Annotated in this window: 14 protein-coding genes; 5 read left to right on the forward strand and 9 right to left on the reverse strand. The window is 37.6% G+C overall.

Annotation, left to right across the window (positions count from 1 at the left end):
* Positions 1 to 11: 11 nt before the first annotated feature.
* The 5 genes from H8S90_RS20345 to H8S90_RS20365 all read right to left on the reverse strand — a co-directional run bounded on the left by H8S90_RS20345 (position 12) and on the right by H8S90_RS20365 (position 7,010).
* The gene (locus H8S90_RS20345; RefSeq protein ID WP_187339636.1) at positions 12 to 461 is read right to left on the reverse strand and encodes a MarR family winged helix-turn-helix transcriptional regulator; all 450 of its coding nucleotides are present in this window, start codon (positions 459 to 461) and stop codon (positions 12 to 14) included.
* 468 nt (positions 462 to 929) lie between these two features.
* A complete protein-coding gene (locus tag H8S90_RS20350) occupies positions 930 to 1,829 on the reverse strand; it encodes a helix-turn-helix domain-containing protein (RefSeq protein WP_187339637.1) in 900 nt (299 codons plus the stop codon).
* Positions 1,830 to 1,854: 25 nt separating this feature from the next.
* The gene (locus tag H8S90_RS20355) at positions 1,855 to 2,445 is read right to left on the reverse strand and encodes a hypothetical protein (protein ID WP_187339638.1); all 591 of its coding nucleotides are present in this window, start codon (positions 2,443 to 2,445) and stop codon (positions 1,855 to 1,857) included.
* 126 nt (positions 2,446 to 2,571) lie between these two features.
* A complete protein-coding gene (locus H8S90_RS20360) occupies positions 2,572 to 4,356 on the reverse strand; it encodes a chloride channel protein (RefSeq protein ID WP_187339639.1) in 1,785 nt (594 codons plus the stop codon).
* Positions 4,357 to 4,364: 8 nt separating this feature from the next.
* Complete coding sequence (locus tag H8S90_RS20365; RefSeq protein WP_187339640.1) at positions 4,365 to 7,010, reverse strand: trehalase family glycosidase; 2,646 nt, start codon at positions 7,008 to 7,010, stop codon at positions 4,365 to 4,367.
* Positions 7,011 to 7,386: 376 nt separating this feature from the next.
* Here H8S90_RS20365 and H8S90_RS20370 point away from each other — a divergent pair, with 376 nt between their 5' ends.
* The 4 genes from H8S90_RS20370 to H8S90_RS20385 all read left to right on the forward strand — a co-directional run bounded on the left by H8S90_RS20370 (position 7,387) and on the right by H8S90_RS20385 (position 14,190).
* Positions 7,387 to 9,528, forward strand: coding sequence for a S46 family peptidase (locus H8S90_RS20370; protein WP_370525660.1), 2,142 nt, complete (start codon positions 7,387 to 7,389; stop codon positions 9,526 to 9,528).
* Between the two features lie 38 nt (positions 9,529 to 9,566).
* Entirely contained in the window at positions 9,567 to 10,754 is a 1,188-nt protein-coding gene (locus H8S90_RS20375) for a cysteine desulfurase family protein (RefSeq protein ID WP_187339642.1), read from the forward strand.
* A gap of 104 nt (positions 10,755 to 10,858) precedes the next feature.
* Positions 10,859 to 11,185: an iron-sulfur cluster assembly accessory protein gene (locus tag H8S90_RS20380; RefSeq protein WP_187339643.1), complete on the forward strand. Its 327-nt coding sequence runs from the start codon at positions 10,859 to 10,861 to the stop codon at positions 11,183 to 11,185.
* 155 nt (positions 11,186 to 11,340) lie between these two features.
* Positions 11,341 to 14,190, forward strand: a complete 2,850-nt coding sequence (locus H8S90_RS20385; protein WP_187339644.1) for a S9 family peptidase — start codon at positions 11,341 to 11,343, stop codon at positions 14,188 to 14,190.
* A 47-nt stretch (positions 14,191 to 14,237) separates the two neighbouring features.
* Here H8S90_RS20385 and pckA read toward each other — a convergent pair whose 3' ends face one another.
* On the reverse strand, positions 14,238 to 15,860 hold the full coding sequence (gene pckA, locus H8S90_RS20390; RefSeq protein WP_187339645.1) for a phosphoenolpyruvate carboxykinase (ATP): 1,623 nt from the start codon (positions 15,858 to 15,860) through the stop codon (positions 14,238 to 14,240).
* Between the two features lie 373 nt (positions 15,861 to 16,233).
* Between pckA and H8S90_RS20395 the strand changes: the two genes are divergently transcribed.
* Positions 16,234 to 17,091 (forward strand): MBL fold metallo-hydrolase, encoded by an 858-nt coding sequence (locus tag H8S90_RS20395; RefSeq protein ID WP_187339646.1) that lies wholly within the window; start codon positions 16,234 to 16,236, stop codon positions 17,089 to 17,091.
* Here H8S90_RS20395 and mnhG read toward each other — a convergent pair.
* From mnhG to H8S90_RS20410, 3 genes are read right to left on the reverse strand one after another with little or no spacing between them, the layout of a single operon-like run.
* On the reverse strand, positions 17,088 to 17,438 hold the full coding sequence (gene mnhG / locus H8S90_RS20400; protein WP_187339647.1) for a monovalent cation/H(+) antiporter subunit G: 351 nt from the start codon (positions 17,436 to 17,438) through the stop codon (positions 17,088 to 17,090). The genes H8S90_RS20395 and mnhG overlap by 4 nt on opposite strands.
* Entirely contained in the window at positions 17,435 to 17,707 is a 273-nt protein-coding gene (locus tag H8S90_RS20405; RefSeq protein ID WP_187339648.1) for a monovalent cation/H+ antiporter complex subunit F, read from the reverse strand. The genes mnhG and H8S90_RS20405 overlap by 4 nt, the downstream gene beginning before the upstream one ends.
* Positions 17,708 to 17,719: 12 nt before the next feature.
* Positions 17,720 to 18,220 (reverse strand): Na+/H+ antiporter subunit E, encoded by a 501-nt coding sequence (locus tag H8S90_RS20410; protein ID WP_187339649.1) that lies wholly within the window; start codon positions 18,218 to 18,220, stop codon positions 17,720 to 17,722.
* Between the last annotated feature and the right edge of the window lie 19 nt (positions 18,221 to 18,239).

Here is an 18,239-nt window from a genome sequence, read left to right on the forward strand (position 1 = left end):
TTCTAATACTTCTATATTATATGTATATTCTGCAAATTATTACCAATAGACTTAATAAGCTGCATAAAACGGTCGTGTTCAGGGCTTTTCAGATTATTGAACAATACCTTTTCTAGATTTATTATCTTGTCTTTAATCAGATTTGCTAATATCTTACCTTTAGGTGTAAGCATTACACAGTTTTTTCTCTTATCAGCCACATCTGTAGTAACGCGCACTAAGTCTTCTCGCTCCAAATTGGAAATGGTTCTTAACACCGAGGATTTATCCCGACCGATTTCATCTGCTATTTGTTGTTGTGGAAGACCATGTTCCGGTATACTAAACAAAACAGGCAGCTGTTCTATCCTCACATCGATTCCTTGAGCAGACAAGTATTGATTGGCTTTGTTGCGTAACAACTTACTCAAATTGTCGAGATGGAATATCGCTAAATCATCATTGTTCTTTACCTGATTCATCTATTACAAATATAGTTTGCATATCAACTAATAATGGCACAAATATCAATTCAATATTAAATTTAAAAAAGGTACATTTTTCGCCAAAAATGGTCAATTTTTCGGTTAAATTTTTTATCAATAAAATTAAACATACTATTCAATAAGCCTTTAAAACCCCTTATCGCCGCTAAAAAAAAGATTTATATATTGGTTTATTTGACAATAATATGTCTAAAATTCTGTTCCGCTTCATCCAGCTCAGATTTCCCGATGCTGTTAAAAACAACATAAATTTAACATAAATATCTCAATAAACACACTTATGTATATCCAAAAATGCAAGAATAGATAAATTTATTACGCGAATTGACAACACAACATCGACATCTTTATACCAGACGAATATACCCAGTATATTAGCAAGTAAAAGTTGTCAACAAAAATAATCGTTGCAAGACCAACAAATTTTACATTTAAATGAGTAATCTATAGTGACGATAATGATTTCCTATAGGACGTAGGGCTTTGTCCCGTGTAACGCTTGAAGTACTTACCAAAAAAAGACATATCACTGAAATTCAGCAAATCAGACACTTCCAATACGGTAATTGATGGCATGTTTAACAAATTCTTCGCTTCCATAATGACCATTTCTGCAATAATAGAGCTTGCTGTTTTATCAGATACGTCCTTCGTCACTTCTGATAAATATTTCGGTGTTATAAATAGCTTTTTCGCATAGAAATCAACACTACGTTGTTCTTTAAAATGGTCTGCTACTAATTTAATAAAGTTCAGCATTAGGTCTTCCTTTCTACTCACTTTTCGATTAGTCTCTTTCGTGTATTTTCTATACAAGTGTGTATACTCATACATAAATGCAAGAAATACATGTTTTACAACCTGATGGTTAATCGTATGTGTATCTTCGGCGTAACTGTGCAAATGCATCACTTCAATCAAGTTAGTGAGTTCTTTAACTTCATTTTGATGCAAATTGAACAAGGGCATACCGGTTACTAAAAGGTCGTAGACGTCCTGATGGAACTCACGGATATTGGCGTTGATCAGAAAAGTAGGCTTGTACAAAATAGCGTAACATTTACAATCATCACTTATCGAAACTAGGTGTTTAATTGTATTAGGCGCAAAAGCAAGCAGATTATTTTTCTCGAGATTGAAATGTTTCAAATTAACATTTACTTCGATAAACCCTTCTTGTACCATAATTACGGCGAAGAAATCTGATTTAAAAGGATTGAATATATTATAAGGTTTAAACTCCTTCGCATTTAACAACCGCTTGTTCATATGAAAGACCATAAACTCTTTGGAGTCATCGTCTGAAAGGTGATGAGAAACCACCCCTGTAAATTTCTTTTTCATATGCTTGAAAAAAATATCTACGAAATTATAGCAGCATATTACGGGTCACTTTCCTATCAAAGGATATCCAGCCGGGATAATTAATCGTTTTATTGCCAATGGCTAAAGTAGGCTTTAATTTTATGGTAAGAAAACTTTCCTGCTGGGGTTTATCGTTTCCAACAAAATCGATTATCTCCTGCAAAACTGCCCCATTAGAGAGTAATCCATATACATCTGCATCAATATTTACGGGCACTTCCAAAGACTCTCCAGGTAAAACTTTTACCTGTTGATTAACGATACCCGTAGCAAGCTGCTGATCTTTCATTAAAATCTGATATTGAAATTGATTTATGCCCGCTAAATTATTAGTTGGGTTGGTAATTTTAAGATGCAATATCCCAGCTAAAGGCACTTCCTTTCTAAGCATAGCCAATGCTACACCACTCATGCTTCTCATATCAACATTACCCGATTTCACTAAGCTAAGCACATCGGTGCCTGCCAGGAAAACGCTATCTACTTTTTGCACCTCAAACTTACAATTTTCCAAAGCTTTAATCTGTTTTGCCTGCTGATTGACCCCACATGCAAAAAAAGCCGTAAGCATTAATAATATATATATTCTGTTCATTTTCGAAAACATTGATTAGCTTCACCCCAATATAACGGCAACAAAGGTACGTTATTACAGTCATACAAATGGTTAATAATTGTTAAAGGTAACCAGAAGCAAAAGATAACAGATCAGATTTCAAAATTAATCAAGATAAGCGCTTTGCCTAACCAGTAGTGCCCTGTATTTATTAAATATGGCCGACTTAGACACAAATCCCATATACCTGTCGTTCGCGTCAAGTACCGGTAAAATCCAAATGTCTTCACGATCCATTTTACGCATCACATCGTACATATTGGCATCCATACGAACCACATCTACAGGAGGTTGAGCCAGTTCTTTCATAGATTTATCGGTAACTTCTTCTCCCATCAGTATTGAAAAAAGCCGCTCACTATAGATGACCCCTAATAATTTTTGTTGCTCATCTACAACAGGAAAAATATTGCGTTTAGTATGGATGATGTCCGATCTTCTGTCAATCGGTTTTTCGTTTGGCAACAATATGGTAAAATTGCTTTCCAATACATACCGTAGCTTCATCATCCGCAAGACTGTTTTATCTTTATCTTCATGCGAAAGCCAATCTCCGTGTTCGGCCAAATTTTTTGTGTAAATAGAGTACTTTACGGTTGCACGATTGATGAAATAAGAAATAGCAGAAACAATCATTAAAGGAACCATTAAGGTATAGCCACCAGTTATTTCAGCAATTAAGAAAATAGCGGTTAAGGGGGCGTGCATGATGCCGCTTAGCGCCGCAGCCATCCCGGCGACAATGAAATTAGCCTCACTCAAGTAGGTTATACCCGTTAAATTGATCCCATGCGATAACACAAAACCAAGTAAACCGCCCATCACTAAGCTTGGTCCAAACGTCCCCCCATTCCCCCCGCTGTTTAACGTTATAAGTGCCGCAAAAGACTTTGCAAATACTGTAAGCACTGCGTAAATGACAACTAAAAAACCAGTGTGCCGATAATCGGAAAAAATGCTGTTCGCTAATAAAGAGTTTGATTTACCAAGTAATAATTGCTGTATGGTTATATACCCCTCACCATACAGGGCTGGAAAGAGTAAAATCAGCAATCCTAAACTAATTCCCCCAACCCAAATTTTATGGTATGGATTTTTAATTTTGGAAAACCAATTTTTAACCCAACCGTTTACTTTCGAAAAATAAATGGAAAAAAAACCTACAACTACACCTAAGATCAGGTAGAAAAACAACGCCTGGACAACCCAATCATCCGATACAAGATAAAAAAGCGGCTCATTATACAATACTCTGGATACCACCGAGGCAGTCGCCGCAGCCATTAATAGTGGAATAAAAGCTGGAATCGAAAACTCCGGGAGCAAAATTTCTATAGCAAATACCATTCCGGCTACCGGACTATTAAACGCACCCGCTATACCCGCCGCTGCACCACAGGCCAATAGCATAGTGACCTCTCGATAGTTAAGTCCAAAAAACTTACCGATATTGGATCCAATAGCTGAACCGCTGTAAGCTATCGGTGCTTCTAGCCCAGCAGAACCACCGAACCCCACAGTTAACGCAGAAGTTATAATCTGTGAATAGATATTATGCGACTCTATTTTACTAGACTTTCTTGAAATAGCGTACAAGATGGGGGTAATACCGTGTTCAAATTTGCCGTTTCCTATAAAACGCCTTATGTAAATAACGGTTAGTAAAACACCTATCAGAGGAAAAAATAAATATAAATAGTACTTATATTCAGACTGAACGTCGTTCTGGAGAAAGGCAGCAATTCCGTGGGTTAGCGCTTTCAATCCCGCCGCAGCTAATCCCCCTGCGAATCCAACGAGAACGGCGAGTACAACTAGAAAGTTTCTGTTTGAAATTTTCTTTATACGCCACTGATTCAATCGGAAAATTAAGCCGCGTTTGGTCTTCAACTTTTGTACTATTTAATCTTTATAAAACGAATATGGTCGATCACTGCCTGATTTACATTTCCATCCATGTTATTGTTCACAGGTAAATCAAAAACCAATTTAAACGTTTGATTTCCTTTTTCCAATCTAGATACAACTTTATTGCTATACCCCCAATTTGACCATTCTCCTTTGCCTCTTTGTGGAAAAACAACTGCGCCTAAAGTCGCGTTATCTGATTTCAGTGTTCTAATAGCACATTTATTATCCGTGTTGATTGGCCCACTACCGTTGGCATACCTGAAATCAATAGCATACATTCCGCTCTCTTCAATATCAACTGATAGGTCTATTGAAGTATTTACAGAACTACTAATTTCTACGAAACCATCACCTGAATATCCCTGATGTTTTAAAAGAGAGCGTTTAGCAAAATCTTCCATTTCAACGATTCTTTCCATATCTGGAGATGACACTGTAAACGGTGCACTAGCAAAAGACTCTACATCGTTAGAATCAATAGCAACCACTTGATATTGAGCAAATTCATTCTGAGGGATACTTACCTCATAATCATCTATCAATGTGTTGGTTACTCCATTCTTAAGTATCCTAAAGTTCTTTACATTTTCCATAACAGGCCATTTCACTTTACCATTTTCATATCGTAAAGTTGGCATATTCAAAGCAAACTGATTCTGAACCTTATTCATTCGCCCTTCGGGCAGTTGATTATCGCTCAACACAATAACAAGTTCATGATGACCTGTTAAATCACCGGAAATGACCGCTTCTGTTAAATCTTTACCATCTAATGTGGCAGATGTAACAGTATTGCCGTACCCAGACAACGTAATATCCAATACCGCATTCCTATATCTAAAGTTCTCAAGCTTTCTGGTACCTCGAAGTACTTTCGGTATGTGCGGTTTAAAATGCAATGCGTCCGGTTCAAAACTCATCCCAAAGAGTATTTTATATACTAAACTTAAATTGCCAGATAAACTCCATAACATTTCATCGGAATTAACCTGCGTTTCGGCAAAATCACCGTCACTCGCAACAAAATTCTCTTTATTGGTTAAAAATAAGGCAGCAGGTCTATAAATAGCCGCCATACTTGCCACCAGCGCCTGTTCATTAGCTACCTTTGCTGCAGCAAGTGACCAATACGATTGTACAAAAGGCCATATCGCATTATTGTGGTAAGCTGAAATATATCTTGTTTGCGGATAGATACATGGTATCCCAAAATCTAAAACCGGCGTGTTTGCCACAATGCTTTCCTGCTGTTCTGGAGATGCTATATCAAACAAAACAGTCAAAGCTTCTCCTAAAGACTCAGAACGGTATGATAAGGTTTTGTTAATACCTCCGTACAAATATTGACCGTAATATCCCTTCTCATTGATCCATAAGTGCTTATTAATACTCTTCTTAAGGCTATCAGCCCACCCACTATATTTAGAAACAGATTCTACATCATTTGTGATTTTTGCCATCTCTGCGAGTATCTTATTCGCTTGATAGTGTACAGCATTTGTACCTAAAGCAAGTGATTCATAAATATCAACTGGTTGCATCCATTTTGGGTAACTTTGTTCTCTCCAGTCCAAAAATGATGATTCGCCGCGCATCAAGCCGGTATTAGGATCCCAAACATTTAATCGGTCATCTTCCACAGTATTCTTGATAATTCTGTAACTATCGTTTAACCACTCCCTGTCACCCGTTACTTTATATATTTCCCATGCAGCACTCGCCCAAACCACACGGTCTGTCGATATAGGATAAGCTCCCCCAGTTCCAGTATCCTGCACAATTCTTTCATTTTTCACCTTCTGCATGAGACTTTTCTTAGCTACTTCAGGTTGTATCGCAGCCATCGACAATAAAATACTATAACTAACGTCTCTGGTCCATACACCACTCCATTCTTTTCCAGTACGGAACGTGCTATCGGCTTCGATATCTTTGGTCATTTCTTCCAATGCCATGTTGTAGAGCGCATCTGTTAACGGATAATTAGAAGTATATTTCGGATAAGAGGAAATATCAGTACTCAACTTCCAGGTATTTGTACCAGCTTGTGGTCTTGACCCATTCAGGTTTAGTGTTACTTCATAAATACCATCTTCATTTTCGTCTTTCATCTCCAGTTCTGGGCGATTAACTAAATTGTCAAAATCCCACGATAGCGGTTTCACACTACCAGCTATGTAAACTTTTTCAAAATCTTCTTTATAAATCCTAGTACCGTTGAAATTTGTATAAAACCCCTCTTCTTCAAAAGCGTTCAACACCTCCCTCAGATCTAATTTGATCGTTATTTTAGAGTTTTCTGCGAGATACACGCCCTCTGGCACAGTAGTTTCGTCCATATGAGGACGTCCGAATTTAACCGTAAGCGTATCTACCGACTGATCAGGTAAAATAACGACCGAATGCGTAGTACCAGATGATAGTTCGTTATCTTTACCATTGATACTAAATTTGAATCTTACCTTTGGATTGACCTTCTGGATAGCCTCACTTATATAATTAGAAACGATTTCCTCTGTAGATAATGCTTTTGCTTCAAAACCTTCCTGAACGACTTTATCAGGATATACGCTAAAGACTTCCGATCGGTAAATTTCCTCCTTATTATAGTTATCACCACAAGATACCAGCATAACCACTAGAATAACAATGCATGAAAAAAAATTAAAATTTGCGCTTACCTTCATATATAACTTGATTACCGAAAGAAATATTCGATTAAAAGAAAAAAACACTGATTGAATAACTATTAAACCCGGTGCAAACCTAACACAAAATTCATTTACAAACAAACGTCCCAAATTGTTTATCTTTGCTTTGTCTAACCCCTGTTTATTTATTCCATGCACCCTAATTAAAACGACTTATCTCTAAGGTAATAAATTAGCAAGGATAATCCCAAAGGAAAACGGATCGTCAGCTGCCCTTTTAGAATACCCCGCCCAATAATAAACGGGAAAACAGACAAAAATATCTCCCTCAAACGGAGACAATGTTCAAACAAATCATATGCAAATGAAAAATTGGTTACTTACCTCCTTTCTGCTAATCGCCGTTATCAACACTTCTTATACAAACTTTGATGAAGGAATGTTTCCGTTAAGTGATCTCAGCAGAGCAAATTTAAAGGAAGCGGGTTTAAAGATTTCAGAAAAAGACATCTACAATCCAGGCGGTATAGGCTTGGTAGACGCACTGGTACAAGTTGGTGGGTGCTCAGGATCTTTTATATCACGGCATGGATTAATTATCACCAACCATCACTGTGCATTTAGTGCTGTTCAGCTGGCCAGTACTCCCGAGCATGATTATCTCACACATGGGTTTGTCGCACAAACCCGTGCGCAAGAAATCGAAGCGAAGGGACTTACCATACGTATAACTATTGGTTATGAAGATGTTTCCTCGAAAGTGCTCGATGCAGTTATAGATATTAACGACCCCATTGAAAGGATAAATATTATTAATAATCAGCAGAAACTTATAGCCCAAGAAGCTGAAAGACAAGATCCTAATATTAAGGCAGAGGTATCCGAAATGTTCATTGGAAAAAGCTACATTTTGTTTAAATACCAAATGATAGAAGACGTAAGGCTTGTTTATGTACCTCGACGAACAATTGGTGAATTTGGTGGAGAAACCGATAACTGGATATGGCCACGACATACCGGAGATTTTTCTTTTTTTCGTGCTTATGTGGGAAAAGATGGTAAACCAGCTAAATTTTCGAAAGACAATATTCCATTTAGGCCTAAAAAACACCTAAAAATTAATACAAAGGGTGTAAATGAAAACGACTTTGTTTTCATTTTGGGGTATCCAGGGCGTACATTTAGACACCGGCCGGCACAATATATACAGTATCAGCAAGAGTTTCTCCTTCCATATATAGCAGATTTATATGATTTTCAAAACAGAACCATGAAGGACGTTGGAGCAGGCGATCGTGCTATGGCTATTAACCTAGCTACCAGAATTCAACGGAATGCCAATGTAATGAAAAACTATCAGGGTAAAATGAAAGGGCTGACCACACTTAACTTACTTAAACATAAACAACAAGAAGATCAAGCCTTGGCAACATTTATCAACAAAATGCCGAGCCTGCAGAAAAAATATAGTAACCTAATGCCGGCTATCGATAGCGTTTACAAAGAAATTTTCAAAGAAGCAAAACGCGAGCTATGGCTAACCCAGATACATAGCGCAAGCAACCTATTGAACGTAGCTCGTTCTTTAAACACCTTTAAAAAATCCTTGACGGAAATAGCTATTAAAGAAAACCACTGGCAAAAGAACATGCCTAAACTAACAGGTTACATTAATGACCTATATGGAAGTTATGAGCAATCTGTAGATATAATTATTTTGGCGCGTATGTTAAAAGATGCATATAATCTACCGAGAGATCAACGTGTAGAAGCCGTAGATGAACTTTTTAAAAACAGAACGGATTTCAACAATATAGCACGTTCTATAATCAATAGTAGTAAATTGGGTGATAAAAATAATGTGGATAAGATGTTGACCAATATGGATAGTTTAATCGTTTTTCATGATCCGATTTTACATTTACAGCAACAGATTGAGCAACAAATTTCTAGCCTGAAGACCGAACAAGATAGAAGAGAAGGGTTGTTAAACAAACTGATGGGTGATTATGTTGCTGTAAGGGAACAATTTTTGCAAAAAGATTTTATTCCAGATGCAAATAGCACCCTGAGATTGACTTATGGATATATTAAGGGGTATTCTCCTGTAGATGCCACCTATATGGCCCCATTTACTACTATTGCCGGCATTATTCAAAAGGGCAATACCGGGCTTCCTGAATTTAGCTATCCAGCAGCAATACGAGATGCCTGGGAAGCAAAGAATTTCGGTTCATTCGTTAAACCCAATCTACAGGATGTGCCAGTAAATATTTTATATGATATGGATACTACAGGAGGAAATTCGGGTTCTCCTATTATGAATGCAAAAGGTGAATTAATTGGAGTGAATTTTGACAGGACATATGATGCAACAATCAATGATTATGCATGGAATGAAAGTTATAGCCGTTCTATTGGTGTGGATATACGCTACGTATTATGGACTGCGGAAAAAATAGATCACGCAGATTTCATACTAGAAGAAATCGCTCGATAGTTAATATTGCTGTAGACATTGCCTTAAAAAAACGTACAATGGATGATAAATTTATATATTTGGATCACTGCGCCACCACACCTATTGATGAACAAGTGTTAGCCGCGATGCTACCCTATTTTACCACTTATTACGGAAATGCATCGAGTATAAGTCACCGTATTGGTCGCTATGCGGCCGAAGCTGTTGAGCTTGCACGACAGTATGTGGCAAGACTTATTGGAGCTTCTCCTAAAGAAATAACTTTTACCTCAGGTGCTACAGAATCCATTAATCAGGCTATAAAAGGCATATTCGCCAATTATCAGCAAATAGGAAAACACATAATTACCTGTGTAACCGAGCACCCCGCAGTTCTAGACGTTTGCGCATATCTAAGAAAAGAAGGCGCAAACATAACCTTTTTACCGGTGGATAATCTCGGGCATATAGATCTACAATTGCTTGACAAAAGTATACGTAACGACACTATTATGATTATCCTTATGGCGGCCAATAATGAAACCGGTGTAATACATCCTATCGCTGAAATTGGTGCTATAGCGAAAAAACATAAAGTTTTATTCTTATGCGACGCCACTCAAGCTATAGGAAAAGTACCTATCGACGTCAATCAACAACATATTGATATACTTGCTTTGAGTGCACATAAATTTTATGGACCAAAAGGTGCTGGTGCCCTTTATATAAAGAGGAGAGCAACCCCTATACAAATTGGGAGTTTATTGCATGGAGGTAGACAGGAAAATACACAAAGAGCAGGTACACTTAACGTACCAGGAATAGTGGGTTTAGGGAAAGCCAGCCAGATAGCCAGTGCCTCTTTTAATACAGGAGAGGAAAATTTAAGTGAACTCAGAGATTTATTGGAACATCATTTATTGGCTATACCCGAAACCTATGTTAATGGAGATCGAACCGAACGGTTAGCCCATGTAACTAATATATGTTTTAAGTATGTTAAAGGTAATGACATTATGAATCGGCTTCCCCAGCTTGCGCTTTCTTCTGGTTCTGCCTGCGCTAGTGGTTTAAGAGAACCTTCTCCTGTACTGCTAGCAATGGGGGTAAGTACAACGGATGCACACTGTTCCATTCGTTTTAGTCTCGGAAAAGCAAATACCAAAGAAGACATCATGCTTGCAGTAAAGCTTATCACAGAAACCGTTAATAAATTAAGAGATGAATCGCCCGTTTGGCAGATGCACGTAGCAGGCATTTTATAACGAAAATTTACGTCGCCTCGCTGTCATATTCCACAGCAAACCTTTAGATATTTTTATTTAAAAAAACGATTGACGATATTTGAGCAATAAAACATCATCATACTATGATAACGGTAACAGATAAAGCAAAAACACGTATCGACGAGATTTTACAAAAAGAGCGGTACGATTCATCTTATTTTGTGCGTGTAGCGGTAGAAAGTGGTGGGTGCTCAGGCCTAACATACAAATTGGATTTTGACAACGAGGAGCGTAAAGGAGATCAAGCATTTGAAGATAAGGGAGTCAAAATAGTTTTGGATATGAAGTCGTTCCTCTATTTAGCTGGTACAGAGCTGGATTATAGTGATGGTTTAACTGGTAAAGGCTTCAATTTCATTAATCCAAATGCGTCTCGTACGTGTGCATGTGGAGAAAGTTTTTCCGTATGATAATTACCTCAATAATAGCAATTACCATGCTTTTAAAACTCCACGTCGGCTGTTAACCTCTGTTCTATTATTTTTTCCTCCTATGTAAAATAACCGTGATTTAAAGGTTATCTCTTTATATTTTCGGATATTTAAGGCCTTAATCAATCTTAGATATGCGTAAAATATATTTAGCATCAGTAGCCTTAAGTCTCACCTTCGCTAACGTTTGTGCCCAAAAAAAGCCTCTGGACCATAGTGTTTACGATAGTTGGCAAGGCATTAGTTCTGCCAAAGTGAGTAATAATGCTCAATTTGTATTATACAGTGTTACTCCTCAAGAAGGAGACGCAATGCTATCTATCAATTCGACTGATGGCGAGATATTATGGAACATACCGCGCGGCGAAAATGGGACCTTTACCGATGACTCAAAATATGCGATTGCCTCAATTACGCCTCCTTTTGCACTTGTGCGACAAGCTAAAATTAAAAAGAAAAAAGCCGAAGAAATGCCTAAAGATTCTTTGGCAATTATTTCTTTGACCTCAAACGAGGTGTTTAAGGTCGCGAACGTATCCAAATACAAGTTACCTTTAGCGTCTACCGATCACGTTGCATATATAGTTGAAAGCAAGGACACCACAAAAATTGAAGAAACAGCAGACTCCAAAGCCCGTAACAGTAAAAAGAAAGATAAAAAAGATAGTTATGGTACTTTACATTTACGTAGCTTGGAGACGGGTGAGGAGAAAACTTTTGAGCATGTTAATGATTTTTATTTTGATGATAAAGGAGCAGTCTTAGCATTTGTAAAAAAAGGTAGAGACTCCGCCGGTAAGAGCTCATCTACCGATACCGATGCTGGCCTATTCTTATACCTCATAAAAGAAAAAATCTTGAAGCAGATAAGCCGAGGAAAAGGGAACTATACGAACTTAGCTTTTGATGAGACGGGTAATCAGTTAGCCTTCACAGCCGAAAAGAATCACGAAAAGGCGTTACAAAAACCCTATAACCTTTATTATTACACACCAGAAAAAGATACAGCTTCCATCCTTGCTAATGTAAGTAGCACGGGTATGCCTTTAAACTGGAATGTGAGTGGCGATGGCGACGTGTTTTTTAGTAAAAGTGGAGAAAAACTCTATTTTGGAATAGCCCCCATTCCACCTATAAAAGACACTACAATTGTTGATTTTGAAGTTGCCAATGTAGATGTTTGGAGCTGGAAGGATGACTATCTCCAACCACAGCAATTAGTTAATCTACAAAAAGATTTGACAAAAAGCTATTTAGCTGTCGTTTCTCCAAGGCATGGTGGCAGTGTGGTACCTCTTGGATCTGAAGAGATTCCTGACATACACACAACAGATCACGCAGATAACGGCTACGTTTTGGGTAATAGCAATTATGGTAAGCGAATTTCGGCTCAATGGGAAGGAGGTACAGCTCAAGATTTTTATGTGATATCGACCCTCGATGGGAGTAGAAAAAAAATAGCTGAAAATATTTACGGGTATGCCAGCATCTCTCCTACAGGTAAGTTTATTATCTGGTATGATCTAGAGACACAACAATGGAATAGTTACGAAATAAGTAATAATAGATCACGCGTCTTAAACAGCGAATTACCCGTGAGTTTTTCAGATGAAGAAAACGACTCGCCAACATTCGCCCGTCCTTATGGTATTGCTGGATGGTCGGCAGACGATGCTGAAGTTCTTATCTACGACAAATATGATATCTGGAGTTTTAACCCTGCGGGTGACGATCGTAAATTGCTAACAAACGGAGCAGGAAGAAGTAATCAAATCACTTTTCGTTACGAAGACATAGCGCCTAAAATTGGCATACAAAAAAAGCAGAAATCAATTATCATAGATCTCAAAAATCCGTTACTTGTTAGTGCTTTTGACCATAAAAACAAGGAAAGGGGGTGGTACAATACGAATCCGAGGAATAAAAGAGACCCAAAAGAAATTGCGATGGGCCCGTACATGTATAATCAAATTAGCGCAAGTGAAAACAGCAAAATATACATTTATACAAAGGAGAACTACCAAGCGCCGCCAGATTTGTATAGCTCTTCTAATTTCAAAAATGAAAACAAACTAAGTAATATCAATCCACAGCAACAACAATATAACTGGGGTACAGCTGAGCTCGTAAAATGGACCACCCCCTCTGGTTATGAGGCTACAGGTGTTCTATATAAACCTGAAGATTTTAATGAAGCGAATAAATACCCGTTAATTGCTTATTTTTACGAAAAGCTATCAGATGGGCTGCATCAATATATTTCCCCCGCCCCCACTCCTTCACGATTGAATATAAGCTATTTTGTGAGTAACGGTTACTTAGTTTTTGCGCCAGATATAAGTTATGAAATCGGTCACCCAGGAAAATCTGCAGAAGAGTATGTTAACTCTGGCGTTGGCGAATTGTCAAAATTTCCTTGGGTAGACGAAAATCATATAGGCATACAGGGGCAAAGCTGGGGAGGATATCAAGTATCCCATTTAATCACGAGAACAGATATGTATGCTGCTGCTTGGGCCGGAGCACCTGTGGTGAATATGACATCTGCTTATGGAGGTATCCGTTGGGCGAGTGGCATGAACCGGCAATTTCAATACGAGAAAACACAAAGCCGTATTGGGCAAGATCTTTGGGAAGGTTATGACTTATTCATTGAAAATTCCCCTCTTTTCCACTTGAGATCTGTTAATACTCCTGTGGTCATTATGGCAAATGATAATGACGGTGCTGTACCGTGGTACCAAGGGATAGAAATGTTTACAGCGTTACGTAGACTGGGGAAACCCGTATGGATGTTAAATTATAACGGTGAGGAGCATAACTTAGTAAAAAGGCAGAATAGGAAGGATATTCAAATACGCGAACAGCAATTTTTTGATCATTTTTTAAAAGGAAAACCGGCCCCGGTATGGCTTGACAAAGGTATTCCGGCAACATTAAAAGGCATTGATTGGGGGTTCGATCTAATTGATGAACTAAAATAAAAAATTGTGCCAGCATGTATCAGACATGCTGGCTGATTTATAAACATTTAACTACTTAAATCTATGTCCACCACATTTATGACGGGGGCTGCTGACTTAATTTCTTCGCTGACCTGGGCTTCATATTGCCTAAAATTTTCTAAAAATGCTTCTGCAAGTTGCTGTGCCTTCACGAAATACGCATCTTTATCTGCCCAACTATCTCGGGGGCTAAGTAAATTTGCGGGAACACCAGCACATTCTGTCGGATATGACAGCCCAAAAATCAAATGCTGCTTATAGGGTACATTTTCCAAAGTTCCCGACAGAGCAGCTTTGATCAAATTTCTAGTATATTTCAATTCCATTCTTTTACCAACACCATAAGCCCCCCCTACCCATCCTGTATTAACCAACCAAACCTTTACGTTACCATTTATTAATTTCTCACCTAAAATTTCAGCATATTTACCAGGGTGGAGAGGTAAAAAAGCTTTTCCAAAGCACGCAGAAAAGGTAGCGGTTGGCTCGTTAATCCCAGCTTCAGTTCCGGCAACTTTCGCAGTATAGCCTGAAATAAAATGATACATTGCTTGTGCAACTGTCAGTTTTGAGATAGGGGGTAGCACACCAAAGGCATCTGCGGTAAGAAAGAAAATATTCTTCGGTTCCTTGGCTAATGCTGGTTCTAAGGCCCCAGCGATAAAATTAGCCGGATATGCCGCTCTCGTATTTTCTGTTTTACTAATATTTTGATAGTCGGGCACTCTTGCTTCTCCAATCATACATACATTTTCCAGCAGTGTTCCGAAGCGTATCGCATGAAAGATTTGTGGTTCTTTTATCGGATCTAAACCTACACACTTAGCATAACATCCTCCTTCAAAATTAAAAATACCATTATCGTCCCAACCGTGTTCATCGTCTCCCACTAGCTTACGCTGAGGATCAGCAGATAACGTTGTCTTACCCGTACCTGATAAGCCAAAAAACAATGCTGTGTCCTCTGCCGTTTTACCAACATTAGCCGAACAGTGCATAGATAACACATTTTTCTTAATAGGCAACAGGTAATTAAGAACTGAAAAAATGCTCTTTTTTATTTCCCCGGTATAACCTGTACCTCCGATAAGTATTATTTTAGCCGTAAAGTTTATAATAACAAAATTCGAATTCTTCACACCATCAACCATCGGATTAGCCTCAAATGAAGGTATTGCCAAGATTGTCCACGCTGGAGTTGGTATTGAATTTTCCTCCGATAATCTTAGAAATAAATTGTTGGCAAAAATATTCTGATAAGCAGATTCTGTAATAACACGTAAGTTTAAATGATGTTCTTTCGAAGCACATACATAACCATCTCGTATATATAATTTACGAATCTTAATATAATTCAACATCTTTTTCAGGAGCTGATCAAAATAGTGACGTCCAATCGGCTGGTTGACATCCCCCCACCATACAGTATCAATTGTTTCCGTGTCCTCTACGATATACCGATCACCGGGGGATCTTCCGGTAAACCTACCTGTGTCGGCTGCCAATGCGCCTTTATCTGTCAACACACCCTCTCCATTTTTTATGGCATGTTCTATCAATGCTGGGACAGATAACTGGTAATATACTTCCCCTTGTAGATTAACTTTTTGATTGCCTAAATCCAATACGGTAGAAATTGTAGACTTCATATATCTTTATTAGTTGAAATTCGAGGCAAAACTAAACAATATAAAAAGATAAAAAAAGTAAAAACACCTAACAATCAGCATGTTGTATATTATACACTATAAAAAAACAGCATTTAAACTCAAGTTATCTTCTTAATATATAAGTACTTATAAAAGTCATTTGCCTAAAAAAATACTTATTAACATTTCAACAAAAAAATAGCATTAAAATGAAAAAACAGTAAAAATAACATTAAATAAGCTTTATTAATTGATAAAATAACAATTTAATACAATTGTCTCATTTCATTTTCCAGCTTTCAGTTTTTATTTATATATTTCGTACTGAAGCTAGTAACCTAGTGCATATTATTTATACATTTTAGCAATATTCATGGAACTATACACCATTAATGCGGGGCTTTTCAAATTAGATGGAGGAGCTATGTTTGGCGTTGTACCGAAATCCCTTTGGCAACGCACTAACCCAGCAGATGAAAATAATCTCTGCACTTGGGCTACCCGTTTGTTATTAATAGTGGAAGGAAAAAGGTGTATTCTTATCGATACAGGTATCGGAGATAAACAAGATCAGAAGTTTTTCAGTCATTATCACTTGCACGGGGATGAAACCTTGAAAACATCTCTGGCAAAACATGGTTTTCAGCCTGATGATATTACTGATGTATTTCTCACTCATTTGCATTTCGATCACGTTGGTGGCGCTATTGAACTTAATGAAAGCCAACTAACACCAACCTTCAGTAACGCTATTTATTGGAGTAATCGAAAACATTGGAACTGGGCCATTCATCCAAATGATCGTGAAAAGGCTTCTTTTCTAAAAGAGAACATTCTCCCTATCGAAGAAAGTGGCCAACTAAAATTTATTGAAGAAAAAGATGGAGTTGCCTTCACGAGGGACATCTGCGTTAGATTTGCATACGGCCATACCGATGCTATGATGTTACCACAGATTCAATATAAAAATCATACGATACTTTATATGGCCGATCTGCTGCCTTCTATAGGACATATCCCTCTTCCATATGTGATGTCGTATGACATGTTCCCGCTACGCACATTAAAGGAAAAAAAACATTTACTGAATGAAGCATTCGAAAAAAACTATATATTATTTTTAGAACACGATCCTATCCATGAATGCTGTACACTGAGACAAACTGCGAAGGGTATCAGAGTAGACAAAACCTTCAGTTTAGCTGATTTTAACAATCAGGTAAATACTTAATCTTTTTCTTGATCTTCCTCTAAAGACTCGAAATCCTTTAAATTAGTTTTGTTCCAAAAGGGTACCTTGACATGTATCGCAGCCTTTGCTATCACATAAGAAGATGTGGGAGAAGTTAGTGCAATAAAAAAAATGATCCCTAAACCTTTGAGCAACACCTCTATATTGTTGAAATAAAGTACTGCGCCGCTGATAACTAAGATTACACCAAGAGTCGAGTTTTTCGTAACAGCAGACAGTCGAGTATAAAAATCGGGTAGTCTGACAAGACCTATAGCCGATATTAACATGGTAATAGATCCCAGGATAATAATCAGCGCACTCAGAAATAAGGTTACAGTATTCATTTTGAATTACTATTTATCAGGTAATAAGCAAAAGACATTGACCCCAAAAAAGCTACCAGGGAAAACACAAGTGCTATATCAAAAAATATAAATTTATCGGTTATCATGACGTATATAACCAACGTGGCGATCATATCTGCAGCAATCAAATCTAGAGAAGCAATCCTATCAGCTAATGTCGGCCCTTTTGTAAAGCGATACAAAGCGATTAACATTGCTACTCCTAAAATACATATGGAAAGTATCAATACTGTGGAAAAAAAAGTCATATTAATCGATTTTTATTGGGCCTCTATCACTGCAATTATCCTACTTTCAAACCCATTTTTAATAATCGCTTTAAAAGCCTCCCTACTCCCGCCGTCTAAATATAAAGTATGTACATATAAGTAGCGTTTATCTTCTGAAATACCAACAATAAGGGTTCCTGGTGTTAAATTCGTAATATTTGCCAAAGCTGTTATAGCTCCATCAGATCTAATAGTAAGAGGCACTTTAACAACTGCCGGAGTAAGTTCAAAACCTGGCGTTAAAATTTCCTTCGTTAACTTGATATTTGAATGTATAAATTCTTTCACAAAAAAAGCAGATAACGTTAATAGCCGTGAAATTCTTCTGAAATATTTTCTATGCCACAGGTAACTTGTTAACCACAAACTTATAAATATGGCCAAGAATGCGATGATCGTGCCCCCAGCTGTTTCGGGTACAAAATGAATATGATCAATAGCCAAAGAGCATAAATAGAAGCTTAATAGTAGATGTATCACAAACAGTCTCATATACTTACATTAAATATAG

The sequence above is a fragment of the Olivibacter sp. SDN3 genome, from assembly GCF_014334135.1.
Lineage (GTDB): Bacteria > Bacteroidota > Bacteroidia > Sphingobacteriales > Sphingobacteriaceae > Olivibacter.

What these genes read in the sequence shown, in the direction of transcription:
- H8S90_RS20345 (WP_187339636.1), bottom strand. Translation starts at nt 461, where the DNA reads ATGAATCAGGTAAAGAACAATGATGATTTAGCGATATTCCATCTCGAC.
- H8S90_RS20350 (WP_187339637.1), bottom strand. Translation starts at nt 1,829, where the DNA reads ATGAAAAAGAAATTTACAGGGGTGGTTTCTCATCACCTTTCAGACGAT.
- H8S90_RS20355 (WP_187339638.1), bottom strand. Translation starts at nt 2,445, where the DNA reads ATGAACAGAATATATATATTATTAATGCTTACGGCTTTTTTTGCATGT.
- H8S90_RS20365 (WP_187339640.1), bottom strand. Translation starts at nt 7,010, where the DNA reads ATGCTGGTATCTTGTGGTGATAACTATAATAAGGAGGAAATTTACCGA.
- H8S90_RS20370 (WP_370525660.1), top strand. Translation starts at nt 7,387, where the DNA reads ATGCAAATGAAAAATTGGTTACTTACCTCCTTTCTGCTAATCGCCGTT.
- H8S90_RS20375 (WP_187339642.1), top strand. Translation starts at nt 9,567, where the DNA reads ATGGATGATAAATTTATATATTTGGATCACTGCGCCACCACACCTATT.
- H8S90_RS20380 (WP_187339643.1), top strand. Translation starts at nt 10,859, where the DNA reads ATGATAACGGTAACAGATAAAGCAAAAACACGTATCGACGAGATTTTA.
- H8S90_RS20385 (WP_187339644.1), top strand. Translation starts at nt 11,341, where the DNA reads ATGCGTAAAATATATTTAGCATCAGTAGCCTTAAGTCTCACCTTCGCT.
- pckA (WP_187339645.1), bottom strand. Translation starts at nt 15,860, where the DNA reads ATGAAGTCTACAATTTCTACCGTATTGGATTTAGGCAATCAAAAAGTT.
- H8S90_RS20395 (WP_187339646.1), top strand. Translation starts at nt 16,234, where the DNA reads ATGGAACTATACACCATTAATGCGGGGCTTTTCAAATTAGATGGAGGA.
- mnhG (WP_187339647.1), bottom strand. Translation starts at nt 17,438, where the DNA reads ATGAATACTGTAACCTTATTTCTGAGTGCGCTGATTATTATCCTGGGA.
- H8S90_RS20405 (WP_187339648.1), bottom strand. Translation starts at nt 17,707, where the DNA reads ATGACTTTTTTTTCCACAGTATTGATACTTTCCATATGTATTTTAGGA.
- H8S90_RS20410 (WP_187339649.1), bottom strand. Translation starts at nt 18,220, where the DNA reads ATGAGACTGTTTGTGATACATCTACTATTAAGCTTCTATTTATGCTCT.